This window comes from Halomonas sp. 111 (assembly GCF_052379685.1).
GTDB lineage: Bacteria > Pseudomonadota > Gammaproteobacteria > Pseudomonadales > Halomonadaceae > Vreelandella > Vreelandella citrativorans.
Genome location: NZ_JBQSYV010000006.1, coordinates 11553 through 27466, shown reverse-complemented (window position 1 = coordinate 27466; position 15914 = coordinate 11553). Strand labels below are relative to the sequence as shown.

The window sequence follows — 15914 nt, the reverse complement described above, 5'->3', positions numbered from 1 at the left end:
TTAGGGGGATAAATGGGCAATAAAGGCTTGCAGGGCTTCCACTGGCATCGGCTTGGCCAGTAAATAGCCCTGGAAAATATCACACTGATAGCCCAGCAGGCGCTGATACTGCTCTTCAGTCTCCACTCCTTCAGCCACGACCTTGAGCCCCAAGTGATGGGCCATGGAGATAATCCCCTGCACAATCGCCGCATCATCGTAGCTATTGGTGAGTTCATTAATAAAGCTGCGGTCAATTTTCACCGTGCTAATAGGCAGGTCCTTAAGATAACTAAGGCTTGAATAGCCCGTACCAAAATCATCAATCGACACGCCAATGTGCATACTGCGCAGGGCATGCAGCGTATCGATCGCGCCTTCGGCGTTATCCGTCAAAATACCTTCGGTCAGTTCCAGACTCAGCTGTTCCGACGGCAGGCCGGTGGTTAGCAGAGTTTGGCGCAGCGTGGCGAGAAAATTGGAGCGCTGGAACTGGAGCGGTGAAAGGTTAACCGCCACACGTATTTTACCCAGCCCTTGTTGCGCCAGTGACTGCATATCCTGGCAAGCACGTTGGAGTACCCACTCGCTGATCGGAATAATTTGCCCGGTGGTTTCTGCCAGCGGAATAAACCGTGCGGGAGAGATAAAGCCTTTTTCCGGATGCTCCCAACGCAATAGCGCTTCCACACCAACAAGCTTTCCTTCCCGATTCATTAACGGCTGGTAATGCAGCGCGAACTCTTCGCGCTCAATGGCTTCCTGGAGATCATTACGCAGCACCATGCGCTCGCTAACCGTATCGGTAAACGCGTGGGCAAACCACTCGTAGGCATTACGCCCTTGCTGCTTGGCCTTGTACATCGCCATATCGGCTTGTTGAATCAGCGTTTGTGGCTGAAGTGTATCTGGCTGGCTCATCGCAATACCGATACTCGCGGTCAGGTAAAGCTCTTGGGATTCAATACGGTAAGGGCGCGCCAACATAGGCAGCAACCGCTCCACCAAATCAACAACGTCAGACTCGTCGTTGATCGCCGTTTGCAGAATAACGAACTCATCCCCGCCCATGCGGGCAACCGTATCCTCAGGCCTGACCGCATTGATAAGCCTACGGGCGACTTCGACCAACACCTGATCACCCACTGCATGCCCCAAATTGTCGTTAATGGGCTTGAAATCATCCAGATCCACAAACAGCACGGCCAGGCGCTTTTTATCCTTACCCAGCCTGGAAAACTGCTTTAACAGCATTTCCTCAAAGAATGTACGGTTAGGCAGGCGGGTCAGGTCATCATGTGAAGCATTGTGAGCCAAACGCGCCTCGTATGCTTTATGCTCGGAAATATCTTGCTGCACGCCGACAAAGTGCGTTACCTGATCGTCCTGGTCGCGTACCGGCGCTATATACAGATCATTCCAGAATAGCGTGCCATCTTTGCGGTAATTGCAGATAGTGACGTTGACGTCTTTCTGCTCATTAATACAAGCACGAATGCGTTGGATAACCGCCGGGTCGCTGCCAGGCCCCTGCAGCAGGCGACAGTTTTTACCGATGATTTCCTCCTGGCGATACCCCGTTATTAACGTAAACGCTTTATTGGCATAAACAATGGGCAAATCAGGCTGTCCAGCATCGGCGATCACAATGCCGTTAACGCTGGCTTCCACACTGCGCTCCAGGATACGCAGGCGAGACTCCTGTTGACGGGCAGCTGTCACCTCCTGAGCAATGGCATGCACCCCTTGTACGGTGTTATGCACCACCATCGGCAGGTGAATAATATCCAGTTGATGCAAACGACCCGCTCGGTCTTTCAGATTGAGTTCATATCGGTCAATCCCCCCTTGCAGGGCCGTTTCGATATAGGCCTCTACGCGCGTCACATCCTGTTCAGCAATAAAGAAGGTGAACGGCTTGCCGAGCATTTCCTCAACGGAGTAACCGGTCAGTGACGCGCAGGTGGCATTGGCCGTTACAAAGCAGCCCGCCTCATCCAGGGTAAATACCGCATCAGGATGATGGGTAAACAGTGAGCGATAGCGCTGCTCGCTCTCCTCCAACGAGCTCCGCACCTGAAAACGCTCAACAGCCAGCGCCATCAAGCCCGCCGCTTTTTCAATTCGCGCCGTATCGGCACTGTCTGGGGTGCTGGGCTTTGGGTAGTAAACCGCAATAGTGCCTACTAGTTGGCCCTCGCCACCGTAGACAGGGCTCGACCAACAGGAGGCAAGCCCGGCATGTTTGGAAACGCCATGATAGCCCCGCCAGCGCTCGTCCTCGGCAATATTAGCGCATATCACCGTTGCCCCCTGGTAGGCGGCACTACCACAAGCGCCATTATTCGCGCTGATCAAAATGCGTTGTATCGCGCTGCGGTAAGCGGCGGGCAGTCGGTCTCCCGCGATGAACTCCAGGTGAGTACCTGTATCGTTAGCCAACATGACAGAACAGATTGCCGAAGGTAACTCGCGCTCCAACATAAGACACAGACTTTCCAGCGTTTCCTTTAGGGGCTGCTCTTGGGCAATCATGTGCTGAATCGCCTGCTGGTCTTCCAGTGACTGACGCGTCTGAACAAGTTCGCGGGCACGAGAAACACTGACGCTCACAACGCCAAGACTAAAAGCCAACAAACCACTAAGCAGCAAGCTGCCTAACGCAACCGCAAACGACAGCAGGTTCAATTGATACCAGTTGTACTGGTTACCTGGGTAGGCATAAAGCACCAGGTTAATGCCGCCGGGCAAGCCTATATAGCGTGACGCCAGCGCAAGCTCTGGCGTTTCCATACGGTCGGCAGCAAAACCAGCGGGGTGTAACTTCATCAGCGGCATGTCATCACGATTCACGCTCACCTGGAAAGGGCCCACCTCAAGGCGCAACTCGTTTTCCAACATGGTGGCCAGGTTAAAACTGGCGAATAGGTAATGATTGTTAGCGGGAACCGGGATAACAAATATTGCTTCGTGGGGTCGGCTGGTATCCGTCATCAACATCCTTGGACGACCGAGCGGAATTTGCATCCAGGCACGTGTTTGCTCTTCCTCCAACTGCTGATGTAGCCATCGTTCCATTTCAGCCGTCCGCCCCACTCCCCACTCCCAGGTCAACTGCTGCTGATCAACTATCGCAATGGCGCTAATACTGGGGATGTCCCGAAGGTAGTGTTGTGCGTCATTATCCAGCAGGTTCACATCCCAGTCTGTGCCCATGGCGCTCAGCCGCTCTGCCATTCGTTGCATTAATCGCAAGCGGTCTTGTGTTGCTCGCTCGATATTGAGTTGAACGTTATCTAATAGATAGGCGGCTTGCTGTTGCAGCGACGTTTGTTGATAAGCGTTTAACAATAACCAGATAAAACAACTGATCGTAACGCCCCATAGCGAGGCGACGACGGTCACCCGGCCTGGATTTAGACGTTGCGGTTTACCCCGCAAGCCTGCTGCCAGCATGGCGGTACCTAAAAAGCAGGTAATGACCAATGCACTCATGGGCGACGATGAGAACAGAGGAGATGCACCGCTTAGCGTAAGCCATAGTTTTCCAACCACAAAAAGGGCAAGCCCCCACAGGCTTAGCCCACCGGCTATCCATAACCAGCGCCGCCATGCGGTAGAAAGCCCCAACCAAAAGCACACCCCAATCATTAAAAAAAAGCCTGCCGACAAGCTGGTGATACGCGGCCCATTGCTGAGCCATGAGTCGCCTCGACCGCCTTCCAGGCTATTATGTACCAAGGTGTAGGTGACAACCAAAAACAGAGATAAGATACTGATAATTCTTGTTTTTCTCCACCCCTGAAGCGACGCCAGCAGCGCAATGCCGACCAGCAGAGTGACCAGTGCTCCATCCGGCACTAGCGTTGCAAAAAATGGCCGTGTCGGCACACTGAGACCGACCACCACCCCGACGACTCCCATGCAAACGAGGGTTGCCGATATCATAAGTAGCAGGGTTTCCAACGCCAATTGGCGCGTATTTATCCGCATGGTTCTACGCCCCATCAGGCCTTGGCATTGATATCTTTCACCGTCCCAAGTGTACCCGTTCTGTGAGTGATACCAGCTCATTAAATTGCTCATCCAAATAGTCGCGATAAGTGCTCAGCGACCGATAATCAATTAATGAGCCATACTCATGTGTAATCCGATGACGTAATGGCTCGCTGGCAAGCGCGTAAGCTAACGCATCGTTCAAAACGGCAAGCTCTCCCGATGGTGTTCCTGCAGGCGCAAACACTCCTCGGTCGCTCGTATGGACCAGATCAATTCCCTGCTCACGAAGCGTAAGAACGTCCGGCAACCCAGAGAGTCGCTCACTCCCCGCTACGGCCAGTGGCACCAAGGCACCCGAGACAAAAAGAGTGCCCGCCGAGGGCAGATTAAGCATGGCGAAATCAATTTCTCTAGCCACCAAAGCTTCTACCTCGGAGGCCGTATCAGGAAAATGAACCAACTGTACATCCGAGAGCGAGATACCGCTTTGTTCAAAAAACTGCAGCCAGAACAAGTGGTCGGTGGAGTTAGCGATAACGCCAAACTTGAGCGGGGTTGAGGAAGTCTGCACTAACGCGCCAATATCGCTGGCTTGTTGGGCCGCATGCCCTGCATACGTGGCGGGAATATTAATCGTGCGAACCAGCAGTGACACCGGCGCAAAGTCTGCATGGGAAAACGAAGCGAGCCCCGCCAGGTACGAAAGATCAATCGTTTGATGACTGCCGAGCAACGTATAACCGTCGGGCGAGGCATTTTTGACATACTGAGCGCCCCGCATGGCTTCACGACCGGGCATATTAACCACAAGCACAGGCTGGTCTAGATAAATTTGTGCCGTGTCAAAAATATCCCGAAACAACACATCGGTCGCCCCTCCTAAACCAAAGGGAATGACAACGGTAATTTCTCTATCCGGGTACCGATTTTCAGCAAACGCGAACGTCGTTCCGCACAATAACAACCCACTGACAAACCCTAACATGATGCAATAACGAGCGAGTCCCCTGCCACTATATGCCATGACATCAACCCCTCGTTTTTATTAGTTAACGCATAGCTACTCTTTGCAACATAGCTTTAATTTTCGGCCGCTACCACAAAAGCAGGGATCGTTACGCCGCGGCTTGAGACGCACGACCTCAGGCGTACCATCCACGTACCACCACCGGCTCTGCTCAAACACGAAACGCGAGTTTTCTTCAAGCATGTGCCAGCGGCCACGCTCTTTGAAATAAGCGCGAAAATGAACACAACCTTTATCAGCATCAGGGGGCGTCTCTTCGGATGCTGCTTTAACAATGGTGAGAGCTTTCCACTCGGTGTTAAGGTCCGGTGATAGCGCTTCAGGGCGAGTGCTCACGTGCCAAGTGGCAAGCACGTAGTCGCATAGATTCAGCGCAAAGGCACTGTAGCGAGAGCGCATTAACGCTTCCGGGGTAGGGGCTGGCGCGCCATCGTGGTAACGGCCACAGCACGCGTCAGTCGACAATCCTGTACCGCAAGGGCAACTTTTTTCAATTAGAGACATCATAGAAAGACTCATATATCACGGTCACTTAAGCCTAACCGATAATCCTTATAACCGTCCTACACATGGCCTATGTTTTAGTTCGATTTTGGCCCCATGTTAAGCGTATAGTGACTGAGCAAGATTTTTTTGACTTACGGAGTACGAAACACGACCCCAATATTCTTTCCAAATGCAGCGGAGGTTCTCATGAAGGTTTATAAACCCGAATGGCAGTGCACGTTTAGCGTAAACGAAGGCGCAGAAGAATCAGCCAACTGGAAAGAGCGAGCCGCCTGGCGACTGCGGGCGATAGCCGACCGTTTGGACGGTGTTGGTCGGACGCTGAAGGTTAATTGTCATGTTTCTCCTCAGGTCAGCCAGGAGGAAGTGGATACCTGCCTTGGCAAAGGGTTTGAAGTCACCCAGCAGCTATTGACCCAACTGGCGCACCAGCAGGCGTGTGAAGATGTAATGCGCAATGCCAAAGCCGAGCTTTTCGAGCAGAACCACCAGCATCATTAACGTGGAGGAGGCTCCCACCCGTTGAGCGGGTGGGTTGAAATGCGTCCATTCACATCGTTTTCAAACACGTTCTCAGATACCTTTCCCCACGACGTTTCCAAGTGCTTGTCTAATCAGCGTGATAGGGTTGGTGTAGCGCGTCTCCCAAACGCCCCATAAACGCCAGGCACGCCTCAAGTTCGCTTTTCTCAATATATTCATCCGGCTGATGCGCTTGAGCGATACTGCCCGGACCCAGAATAATCGTTTGTAACCCTTGGCCTTGAAATTGCCCCGCCTCGGTGGCGTAGGCCACTGCGTGGTTGCAGCACTCACCTGGCAGGTGGTCCTTGGCCAAGCGCAGTACGGCGTGATTATCTCGGTCGGCAAGGCCTGGCACCGTTACATTCAGCGGTTCGGTCGTAATCTGTACGTCCTTGCCACGCGCCCTTAGCTCGGCACTTAACGCGTCGGCATACGCTTCAAAACGAGCGAACACCTCCTCAAACGTCTCGGTGGGCAGGTGGCGTATTTCCCACTCGAACTGGCACTCACGCGCCATGATATTGATCGCCGTACCGCCCTTGATCTTGCCCACGAGGAGGCTGGTGTGGGGCACGTTGAACGCCTCATCCACGTTGCCCTCCTCCACCAACGCCGCCATGGTGTCTTCGATGAAGGTGACCAGTCGCGCTGCCACATGAATGGCCGAAGTGCCCTGGTTCACCTGACTGCTGTGCGCTTCGCGCCCTACGACGGTGGTGCGCAGATTGGTGGCGCCCTTCTGGGCCACGACGGGCTGCATGCTGGTCGGCTCACCGACAATGACGTGCGCTGTGGTTGAGTAGTGCTCGTAGAACCGTTTGATCAGCGCAGGCGCACCGACACAGCCAACCTCCTCGTCATAGGAAAAACCAAAATAGATCGGCTGCTGCAAAGGCGTTTTCACCCACGTGGGCACCATGGCAAGAGCGCAGGCAATGAAGCCTTTCATATCACAGGTGCCACGGCCATAAAGCTTACCGTCCTGGCCGTCATGCAGGGCGAAAGGATCTGTCGACCAGGGCTGGCCTTCCACCGGCACCACATCGGTATGGCCGGAGAGCATCACCCCACCCGGCGCATCAGGGCCTATACGGGCAATCAAGTTCGCCTTGGTGCCGCAGGGGCTCATCACCCGTTCGGAGGAGACGCCGTACTCTTCAAGATAAGCTTCGACACATTCGATCAGCGCCAGGTTAGAGCCACGGGAGGTAGTATCGAAAGAGACCAGTTTGGTTAATAGCGCTATTGCGTCACTCATACGACTCTCATTAGTTATGCACATTGTCTCAACCCTATCATCGCCCTCGCAGAGCGCCTACTACCAATGCCCTTGGATAAAACCCAAAGCTTTTATAAGACCCTGGTCCAGTTAGCATTCATCAAAATGTCATCTACACTCATTATTGTTCAGTGCACCCACAAATCTTAAAAAACGCATTGTGCCACCTGGCTCGCGCCAGGCCCAAAAGGAGCTCACATGTCTCGTTTTATGTTACGCGCGTTATCTACCGGCATCACCGCGGCTACGCTGAGTGTTTCCGCCCACGCCGCTACCGAGATCACCTGGTGGCACTCCATGGGCGGCGAGCTGGGCGAGCGCTTGAGCGCGCTTGCCGAAGACTTCAATGCCACCCAGGATGAGTACCGTGTTACGCCCTCCTACCGGGGTGAATACGAACAAACCATGGTTAACACCATTGCCGCTTTCCGCGCAGGCGAGCAGCCCCACATCGTACAAATTTACGAAGTAGGCACCGGCACCATGATGGCCGCCCAAGGCGCTATCTATCCGGTGTTTGAGCTGATGGAAGAGCACGGCAACACCTTTGACCCAGCTAATTATCTGCCCGTGGTAACCGGTTACTACACCGACACCAACGGCAACATGCTCTCCATGCCGTTCAACTCGTCCACACCGATTCTTTACTACAACAAAGCCATTTTTGAAGCGGCTGGCCTCGACCCTGAATCACCGCCTACTACGTGGGCTGAGATGGGCGAGATGGGTCAGCAAATCGTCGATGAAGGCGCGGCCTCTTGCGGTTTCACCATGGCCTATGCGGCTAACTGGGTCGGCCTTGAGAACTTCTCAGCGCTGCACAATCAGTCCATCGGCACCCAGGAAAACGGCTTCGGCGGTCTGGACACCGAGTTTGCCTTTAACGGCGACGTACAGGCGCGCTTTTGGGATCAGTTGAAAGAGTGGTCGGATAGCGGCGTCTACAGCTACGCAGGCCCAGCAAACGGCCCAGACGCGGCACCCTCGTTCTATTCCAGCGACTGCGCGATGTACATGAACTCGTCAGCGTCACGCGCCGATGTGTTGGCTAACTCCGACTTCGACGTAGGTTTTGGCATGCTGCCCTACTACGACGATGTAGACGGCGCACCGCAAAACTCGATCATCGGCGGCGCGACTCTTTGGGTGCTTTCTGGCCACGAAGACGACGAGTACACCGGCGTTGCTGAATTCCTTGAGTACCTCTCCTTGCCTGAGATTCAGGCCGAGTGGCACCAGGGCACCGGCTACCTGCCGATTACCACCGCCGCTTATGAGCTGAGCCAGGAGCAGGGTTACTACGACGAAAACCCAGGTGCGGATATCGCCATCGAGCAGATCAACTTAAACGAGCCGACAGAGAACTCCAAAGGCCTGCGCTTTGGCAACTACCCCCAAGTGCGCATGGTTCTGGACGAAGAGTTTCAGGCCGTACTAGCCGGCGACAAGAGCGGTCAGCAAGCGCTGGATGATGCGGCAAGCCGCGGCAATCAAATTCTTCGCGACTTTGAGGCAGCCAATAACTAAGCGCTTCGCATTACTTGTCAACAAACCCCGGCTTTTATAGCCGGGGTTTGCTATAGGAGCCATCCCGTACGCCCAAGTCACCGGGGCCTATGGGATGGCTTACTTCCTAGCAGCTGAGCACAGCGGCCAGCCGCACCAACGCCCGTACGACAGGATGTGTCATGCAGACCAAACGTTCCACCTATCAAAACCGGTGGCTCCCTTTCTTACTGTTAGCGCCGCAGTTGGCGATTACGCTGGTGTTTTTTATCTGGCCGGCAAGCCAGGCGGTTAAATCGAGTTTCGAGCGCACCGATGCGTTCGGCTTTAAAACAACGTTTGTCGGTCTGGAGAACTATGTACGCGTTCTGGCCGACCCCAGCTACCTAAATGCGCTGGGGCGCACCGCGATTTTTTCCATCTCGGTGACGGTGCTTTCCATGAGCCTTGCGCTCTTGCTGGCCGTTTGTGTCAACCGTGTGCTGAAGAGCGCCAAGTTCTACACCACGCTTCTGGTATGGCCTTACGCCGTCGCCCCAGTGGTAGCAGGTGTGTTGTGGTGGTTTCTGTTCAACCCCACCATCGGCCTCCTGCCGCATCTGCTCGACTGGTTCGGTATCAGCTGGAATCACCGCGTTTCGGGCTCTCAAGCAATGATTCTGATCACCATTGCCGCCGCTTGGAAACAGATCTCCTATAACTTCCTGTTTTTCCTGGCTGGGCTTCAATCTGTACCGCAGTCGCTCATGGAGGCAGCGGCCATAGATGGCGCGGGCCCCTTCAAGCGCTTCTGGACCATCGTGCTTCCGCTGCTATCGCCCACCACCTTCTTCCTGCTGATCATCAACATCAACTACGTGATGTTCGATACCTTCGGGGTGATTGATGCCACTACCGCGGGCGGGCCAGGCCAGGCCACCATGACGCTGGTCTACAAGGTCTACACCGATGGCGTAGCGGGGCTGAATATAGGCTCCTCATCCGCCCAGTCGGTCATGCTGATGGGCATCGTGATTATCTTGACGTTTATCCAGTTCCGATACGTGGAACGCCGGGTCAACTACTAGTGCGTTAAGGAAGTAAACATGGTTGAAAACAGACCCTTTCTAAATATTCTGACCCACCTGGTGCTCATTGCAGGCGTATTGGTCGTGGCGTTCCCGGTATACGTGGCCTTTATCGCCTCGACCCACGAATCCAGCGCCTTCGTGCGTGGGGTGTTGCCGCTGCTTCCCGGCGACAACATGTTTGCATCCTACCGGCAGATGCTCAGTTCCGGTTGGCAGGTAGGCGGCACGCCGCCGGTCTGGCTGATGCTGGGTAACTCGCTGATCATGGCGCTGACAATCGCGATCGGCAAGATCGCCATTTCGATTCTTTCCGCTTTTGCGATTGTCTATTTCCGCTTTCCGTTTCGCATGCTGGCGTTCTGGATCATTTTTATCACGCTGATGCTGCCGGTCGAAGTGCGCATCATCCCCACCTACGCCGTTGTGGCAGATCTCGGCATGCTGAACTCCTATGCGGGCTTAACCCTGCCACTGATTGCCTCTGCTACCGCGACCTTCCTGTTCCGCCAGTTCTTCATGACCGTGCCGGAAGAGCTGATGGAGGCCAGCCGAGTGGATGGCGCCGGGCCGATGAAGTTCTTCAAGGACATACTGCTGCCGGTATCGATCACCAATATCGCCGCTCTCTTCGTGATCATGTTTATTTACGGCTGGGTGCAGTACCTGTGGCCACTGCTGGTCACCACCGACGAAGACTTCTACACCATCGTGCTGGGCATCAAGCGCCTGATGGCCTCGTCCGACCGCGTACCCGCCTGGAACCTCATTATGGCGACCGTCACGCTTGCCATGCTGCCGCCGGTATTAGTGGTGCTGTTTATGCAAAAACTGTTTGTGAAAGGCCTGACCGAGACGGAGAAATAAGATGGCCAGTATTACCTTGGAAGGGCTTAGAAAGACCTACGCTGGCGATGTTCAGGCAGTGAAAGGCGTCGATCTTGCGATTGAAGACGGTGAGTTTGTGGTGCTGGTGGGCCCTTCGGGCTGCGGTAAATCCACGCTGTTACGCATGGTAGCCGGGCTTGAAACGATTACCGACGGTACGCTTAAGATTGGTGATCGGGTGGTCAATAAGCTTGAACCCGCCGAGCGCGATATCGCCATGGTATTTCAAAACTACGCGCTTTACCCGCACATGACGGTGTACAGCAACCTCGCGTACGGGCTGAAAAACCGCGGTTTTAAAAAACCTGAAATCGAAGAACGGGTGCGCAAAGCGGCCAAAATGCTCGAAATCGAGGAATTTCTTGCGCGCAAGCCGCGCAAGCTCTCCGGCGGTCAGCGCCAGCGCGTCGCCATGGGCCGGGCATTGGTGCGCGAGCCCGCGGCTTTCCTGTTCGACGAGCCGCTCTCTAACCTGGATGCCAAGCTGCGCGTGCAGATGCGTGTGGAGATCAAGCAGCTTCAGCGCCGCTTGAAGACCACCAGCCTCTACGTAACCCACGACCAGTTAGAAGCGATGACGCTGGGCGACCGTTTGGTGGTGCTTAGCGCTGGCAAAATCGAGCAGGTAGGCACGCCCATGGAAATCTATGCGCGCCCTGCGTCGATGTTTGTAGCAGGTTTTATCGGCTCGCCTGCGATGAATATGGTACCGCTTGAGTACCTGCAAACGCGCGGCACTCATGACCTGCTAAACGATCTTCCCGCCGATACCGACACAGTCGGCATTCGCCCGGACGATATGCGCCTATCGCCACCCGATGCACCCCACCTGGTGGTCGACTCCACGCTGGAGCTTTTTGAAGCCGCCGGCGCCGAGAGCCATCTTTACGTGCGGCTCGCCGACAGCGACCAGCCCACTGTGATTCGGGTGAGCGGCCAGCCGCCGGTCAACGAAGGCGAAACACTACGTTTCTATGTCACCCGCAAAGCGCTGCACCCGTTTAATAGCGCGACCGGCCTGCGCACGGGGGATTGAAGGTGACCAAGGCCACACATCACGGCCAGAGTAGGCAAACGCCTTCTTCTTTACGTTCAGGAGCAAGCATGGCTATGTAATCCGGGCCCATTAACCTACCTTCTCCAAAGGCCATCCAGATGCATGAGAACACGCGTTTATTAGTAGCTACCGTCAAGCAGGCAGCGAGGGAAGCGGGCGCCCTGTTGGCCGAAGGCTACTCAGGCATTGATAGAATTGTCTTCGAGCGCAAAGGCGCTTCGGATTTTGTAACGCACCATGATCAAGCCGCAGAGCGGTTAATTATTGACCACATACGCCAGCATTTCCCTGCGGTTGGCTTTTTGGGGGAAGAGAGTGGCGCCTCGCCCGCTAACAATAGCAATGTGACCGTCATTATTGATCCGCTGGATGGCACCAACAATTTTCTCCACGGCGTGCCGTTTTTCTCCGTCTCCATTGCAGTAGAACAGAACAACGAACTGATCATGGGAGCGGTTTACCACCCGTTGCTGGATGAGCTTATCTGGGCTGAAAAAGGTCAGGGTGCCTATTTAAATGACCACCGTTTAATATGCCCAAGCGCCTGCCCACTGACAGAAATGCTGGTTGCAACCTGCCTGCCCTATCATGGGAAAGGCGATTGCGACCTCAGCATACGCCAACAGGCTGCCATCATGCCGCACGTATCGGGTATCCGAAGCCCGGGCTCTGCCGCTTTGGAAATTGCTTACGTCGCGTTAGGCCGCTTTGATGCCTTCTGGTCGCAAGGCGCTAAACTTGAATGGTGGGATGTGGCCGCTGGCATTCTGATAGCACAGGAAGTTGGCTTGAGGGTGACCGACATACAGGGACAGGCGGAGGCATCCTGTTTAAGGCAGAGCCTACTGATCGCCCCTTCCCAAAGTCATCAACAGCTTCTTGCCTTGCTCAACGAGGCGTAATCTGCCCCTAATCTCCTAACCTGGCCTTCCCATTACTTCCAAAGCGCAGCCCCCAAGAAACAGACAAACTAGCCTGCGCGCAGAAGTTTGATTCGACCTTTTACGAAGGCCCTAAATAAAAACAGTACGAAAAAGGGGTTCTATGGGCTAGGTTTGAAAAGCAGCATTGATTCCTCTCGGGCTTAGCGCCCCCGTTTATAGATGCGAATGGGTCTTCTACCATGCGTGCTCCCCCCTCCTTACTCGACACCCTTTATCGTACTCATGCCAGACGTGTTCAGGCGACCCTGATTCGTCTGCTGGGCGATTTCGAGCTTGCTGAGGAAGCCATGCAAGATGCCTTTGTAGCCGCGGTTCAACAGTGGCCTGCCAAAGGCTCCCCCGATAACCCTCAGGCGTGGCTGATCCGCACCGGCTATTACTGCGGAATCGATCAAATTCGTCGACGCAGTACAGCACGACGCCGGGCACATTTGCTATTACCGATGGAAGAAACCTGGGAATTCGACGATGTCGCTATCGCAGATGACTCACTGCGGCTGCTGTTTACCTGCTGCCACCCAAGCTTAAGCATAGAAGCACGCCTTGCGCTAACACTACGAGAGATGTGCGGGCTAACCACCGAACAAGTCGCCCGTGCCCTACTGATGAAACCTTCAACCGTGGCACAGCGCATCGTACGGGCAAAACGCAAGATTCGCGATGCGCATATTCCCTATGCGGTACCTGCGCCGGAGGCATTGCCCGAGCGTTTGCCGGACGTACTCCAGATTATTTACCTGGTTTTCAATGAAGGTTATTCAAGCAGTAGCGGCACGGCGGTGGTCGATATCAGCCTGACCCGCGAGGCGCTACGTCTTGGCGAGGAACTGGCAGCGTTGCTACCCCAGGGTGAAGTGTTTGGGCTACTGGCACTCATGCTGCTTACTAACGCCCGCCGGGATGCCCGCCAGGATCAACAAGGCGGCCTGGTCACACTGGAAGCGCAAAACAGGCGCTTATGGCACCAGAAGGAAATTCACACAGGTATTGAGTGGCTCGAACAGGCACTCGCCCTTACCCCTGTTGGTTTTTATACCCTCCAAGCCTCAATTGCCGCCGTACACGCCCAAGCCCATGACCCTGGGCAAACCGACTGGGCACGGGTTGTCCGGCTGTATGACGCTTTATGCCGCCATTACCCATCGCCTGTCCTGACCTTGAATCGCGCGGTGGCCGTTGCCATGCATGATTCCCCAGCAACCGGATTGAGCCTGCTTGATGAGCTATCTCATCATCCTCAACTCTCTCGCTACTATTTATTGTATGCGGCACAGGCGGATTTGCTACGTCGACAGGGCAACAATGACGCCGCGCGCGATGCCTACCAAAAGGCCCTGACATTAACCTCTCAGTATCCAGAAAAACGCTTTTTGCTCGACAGATTGACCGAACTTTAAGCATCGCTATAAAAACATCGTTATAAAAAAATAATCTGCAGGCCTGTCGATTTGCGAACACGCCAGACGTCTAGAGAGTATCCACCACAATAAAAGAGACTCTCAATGAAATTCATGCTGATACGGCGTGCCGATGCGGCCACCGAAAATGGCGTTATGCCATCCCAGGAAATGCTTGCCGCCATGGCTGATTACAACGAGCGCATGATGCAAGCCGGTGTACTCGTAAGCGGCAACGGCTTACATCCAACAAGCGATGGCTGCCTGATCCAGTTCAATAACGGCACTCCCACTATCCTCCCCGGCCCTCTGGCTCCTGCCAGTGAGCGTATCGCTGGTTATAGCGTGCTGGAGACACCTTCACTTGACGTCGCTTTGGAGTGGGCACAACAGTGGCCAACGCTGGATGCCGACGGCAACGTACTCCTTGAGCTAAGGCGCTACTTTACACTTGAGGAGTTTGAGCCCGGCGCAGGCCTGGATAAGCATCACGACCATGCTCGCGTACCGGATGCCATGAATGTGTATGTCGCCTTTCCTGGCACCTGCCGGGAAGCCATGCAGTTCTATGCCGACGTGCTCGGCGGCCACATAGAGTGCTTGCTGACTTACGCAGAAACCCCAGCAGCGGAACATGTCCCCCCTTCACTGCATGACCGCATCATCCACGCCTCGCTGAACCTACGCGGTCGTCGCTTGATGGGCGCCGACATGGCGCCTGAACAGTACATGCCACCACAAGGCGTGCAGATTCAGCTGGAGTATCAGGAGATCGAGCAAGCCTCCCTAACCTTTACACGGCTTGCCGAAGGCGGAGAGGTGATCATGCCTTTTGAACCAACATTCTGGTCTGCAGGGTTTGGCATGGCCACTGACCGCTTTGGCGTGCAGTGGATGATCAATGTGTCGGCGGATAGTTGCCTTTCTACTGAAGGAGAAACGCCATGAAATATGCGGCCTTAGTGTACTACCAGGAACAACTTATTAGTGCCATGAGCGACCAGGCGTGGCATGACCTTAATCAGGAGTGCATCGCGGGGGTAGAGCGATTGAGTGCTCAAGGAAATTACCTAGCCGGTGAAGCGCTGCAGCCAATAGACACTGCTACCACGGTGCGTGTACGCAATGGCGAGACAGTGATTACCGACGGCCCGTTTGCGGAAACCAAAGAACAGCTGGCCGGTTTTTACCTGCTCGAAGCGCGTGATTTAAACGAGGCACTACAGCTAGCCAGCCGCATTCCACCCGCGAGACTCGGCAGCATTGAAGTACGCCCCATTCGAGAACTCCCGCCCAAAGCCCAGACTGGAGAAGCATCATGAGCACCACCACTCAACGCTATATTGATGGTTTCGTCGCGGCCGTGCCCACGGCTAATAAAGAAATATTCATCGAGCACGCCCGTGTTGCTGCCGAAGTTTTCAAAGAGCATGGCGCGCTGCGGGTAGTCGAGTGCTGGGGCGAGGATGTCCCCGAAGGGGAAATCACCTCTTACTCCATGGCTGTTCAGCGCAAGGATAATGAAACCATTATCTTTTCGTGGATCGAATGGCCATCCCGCGCCGTGCATGATGAGGCGATGCCCAAGGTCATGAAGGACCCGCGCTTACAGCCGGATATCAATCCAATGCCGTTTGATGGCAAGCGGGCGATATTCGGTAGTTTTGCCACGCTTATAGATGAGTGACCAGGCTTCTGCGTGGCTTTCATGACTCTGAATAAGGGCCGCCTCTACGTAA

Annotated in this window: 14 protein-coding genes; 10 read left to right on the top strand and 4 right to left on the bottom strand. The window is 54.7% G+C overall.

The window, feature by feature from the left end:
- Genes ACT3T7_RS05990 through ACT3T7_RS05980 form a run of 3 tightly spaced genes read right to left on the bottom strand, consistent with a single transcriptional unit; the run spans nt 1 to nt 5512 of the window.
- On the bottom strand, nt 1-3972 hold the full coding sequence (locus tag ACT3T7_RS05990) for an EAL domain-containing protein (RefSeq protein ID WP_444630359.1): 3972 nt from the start codon (nt 3970-3972) through the stop codon (nt 1-3).
- Between the two features lie 37 nt (nt 3973-4009).
- Nucleotides 4010-5002 carry a tripartite tricarboxylate transporter substrate binding protein gene (locus ACT3T7_RS05985; RefSeq protein ID WP_444630358.1) on the bottom strand — a complete coding sequence of 331 codons (993 nt, stop codon included), beginning with the start codon at nt 5000-5002 and terminating at the stop codon, nt 4010-4012.
- A 36-nt stretch (nt 5003-5038) separates the two neighbouring features.
- A complete protein-coding gene (locus ACT3T7_RS05980; protein WP_444630357.1) occupies nt 5039-5512 on the bottom strand; it encodes a YchJ family protein in 474 nt (157 codons plus the stop codon).
- 186 nt (nt 5513-5698) lie between these two features.
- Here ACT3T7_RS05980 and ACT3T7_RS05975 point away from each other — a divergent pair, with 186 nt between their 5' ends.
- On the top strand, nt 5699-6013 hold the full coding sequence (locus ACT3T7_RS05975) for a hypothetical protein (RefSeq protein ID WP_444630356.1): 315 nt from the start codon (nt 5699-5701) through the stop codon (nt 6011-6013).
- A 109-nt stretch (nt 6014-6122) separates the two neighbouring features.
- Here ACT3T7_RS05975 and argE read toward each other — a convergent pair whose 3' ends face one another.
- A complete protein-coding gene (gene argE, locus ACT3T7_RS05970; protein WP_444630355.1) occupies nt 6123-7295 on the bottom strand; it encodes an acetylornithine deacetylase in 1173 nt (390 codons plus the stop codon).
- 219 nt (nt 7296-7514) lie between these two features.
- Between argE and ugpB the strand changes: the two genes are divergently transcribed.
- From ugpB to ACT3T7_RS05925, 9 genes are all read left to right on the top strand, one after another.
- Nucleotides 7515-8843 carry a sn-glycerol-3-phosphate ABC transporter substrate-binding protein UgpB gene (gene ugpB, locus ACT3T7_RS05965; RefSeq protein WP_444630354.1) on the top strand — a complete coding sequence of 443 codons (1329 nt, stop codon included), beginning with the start codon at nt 7515-7517 and terminating at the stop codon, nt 8841-8843.
- Between the two features lie 161 nt (nt 8844-9004).
- Nucleotides 9005-9889 carry a sn-glycerol-3-phosphate ABC transporter permease UgpA gene (gene ugpA, locus ACT3T7_RS05960; protein WP_444630353.1) on the top strand — a complete coding sequence of 295 codons (885 nt, stop codon included), beginning with the start codon at nt 9005-9007 and terminating at the stop codon, nt 9887-9889.
- Nucleotides 9890-9907: 18 nt separating this feature from the next.
- Entirely contained in the window at nt 9908-10756 is an 849-nt protein-coding gene (ugpE, locus tag ACT3T7_RS05955; protein WP_193053613.1) for a sn-glycerol-3-phosphate ABC transporter permease UgpE, read from the top strand.
- A 1-nt stretch (nt 10757) separates the two neighbouring features.
- A complete protein-coding gene (locus ACT3T7_RS05950) occupies nt 10758-11813 on the top strand; it encodes a sn-glycerol-3-phosphate import ATP-binding protein UgpC (RefSeq protein WP_444630352.1) in 1056 nt (351 codons plus the stop codon).
- Between the two features lie 119 nt (nt 11814-11932).
- Nucleotides 11933-12736: an inositol monophosphatase family protein gene (locus tag ACT3T7_RS05945; protein ID WP_444630351.1), complete on the top strand. Its 804-nt coding sequence runs from the start codon at nt 11933-11935 to the stop codon at nt 12734-12736.
- A gap of 221 nt (nt 12737-12957) precedes the next feature.
- A complete protein-coding gene (locus ACT3T7_RS05940) occupies nt 12958-14175 on the top strand; it encodes an RNA polymerase sigma factor (protein ID WP_444630350.1) in 1218 nt (405 codons plus the stop codon).
- A 105-nt stretch (nt 14176-14280) separates the two neighbouring features.
- Nucleotides 14281-15123, top strand: coding sequence for a YciI family protein (locus ACT3T7_RS05935; protein WP_193056564.1), 843 nt, complete (start codon nt 14281-14283; stop codon nt 15121-15123).
- Nucleotides 15120-15497: a YciI family protein gene (locus ACT3T7_RS05930; protein ID WP_193056565.1), complete on the top strand. Its 378-nt coding sequence runs from the start codon at nt 15120-15122 to the stop codon at nt 15495-15497. The genes ACT3T7_RS05935 and ACT3T7_RS05930 overlap by 4 nt, the downstream gene beginning before the upstream one ends.
- Nucleotides 15494-15862 carry a DUF1428 domain-containing protein gene (locus tag ACT3T7_RS05925; RefSeq protein WP_193053616.1) on the top strand — a complete coding sequence of 123 codons (369 nt, stop codon included), beginning with the start codon at nt 15494-15496 and terminating at the stop codon, nt 15860-15862. Before ACT3T7_RS05930 ends, ACT3T7_RS05925 begins: the two co-directional genes overlap by 4 nt.
- Nucleotides 15863-15914: the final 52 nt, after the last annotated feature.

Excerpts from the sequence above, each read along its gene's own strand:
- ACT3T7_RS05990 (WP_444630359.1), bottom strand. The coding sequence starts at position 3,972 with ATGCGGATAAATACGCGCCAATTGGCGTTGGAAACCCTGCTACTTATG.
- ACT3T7_RS05985 (WP_444630358.1), bottom strand. The coding sequence starts at position 5,002 with ATGGCATATAGTGGCAGGGGACTCGCTCGTTATTGCATCATGTTAGGG.
- ACT3T7_RS05980 (WP_444630357.1), bottom strand. The coding sequence starts at position 5,512 with ATGATGTCTCTAATTGAAAAAAGTTGCCCTTGCGGTACAGGATTGTCG.
- ACT3T7_RS05975 (WP_444630356.1), top strand. The coding sequence starts at position 5,699 with ATGAAGGTTTATAAACCCGAATGGCAGTGCACGTTTAGCGTAAACGAA.
- argE (WP_444630355.1), bottom strand. The coding sequence starts at position 7,295 with ATGAGTGACGCAATAGCGCTATTAACCAAACTGGTCTCTTTCGATACT.
- ugpB (WP_444630354.1), top strand. The coding sequence starts at position 7,515 with ATGTCTCGTTTTATGTTACGCGCGTTATCTACCGGCATCACCGCGGCT.
- ugpA (WP_444630353.1), top strand. The coding sequence starts at position 9,005 with ATGCAGACCAAACGTTCCACCTATCAAAACCGGTGGCTCCCTTTCTTA.
- ugpE (WP_193053613.1), top strand. The coding sequence starts at position 9,908 with ATGGTTGAAAACAGACCCTTTCTAAATATTCTGACCCACCTGGTGCTC.
- ACT3T7_RS05950 (WP_444630352.1), top strand. The coding sequence starts at position 10,758 with ATGGCCAGTATTACCTTGGAAGGGCTTAGAAAGACCTACGCTGGCGAT.
- ACT3T7_RS05945 (WP_444630351.1), top strand. The coding sequence starts at position 11,933 with ATGCATGAGAACACGCGTTTATTAGTAGCTACCGTCAAGCAGGCAGCG.
- ACT3T7_RS05940 (WP_444630350.1), top strand. The coding sequence starts at position 12,958 with ATGCGTGCTCCCCCCTCCTTACTCGACACCCTTTATCGTACTCATGCC.
- ACT3T7_RS05935 (WP_193056564.1), top strand. The coding sequence starts at position 14,281 with ATGAAATTCATGCTGATACGGCGTGCCGATGCGGCCACCGAAAATGGC.
- ACT3T7_RS05930 (WP_193056565.1), top strand. The coding sequence starts at position 15,120 with ATGAAATATGCGGCCTTAGTGTACTACCAGGAACAACTTATTAGTGCC.
- ACT3T7_RS05925 (WP_193053616.1), top strand. The coding sequence starts at position 15,494 with ATGAGCACCACCACTCAACGCTATATTGATGGTTTCGTCGCGGCCGTG.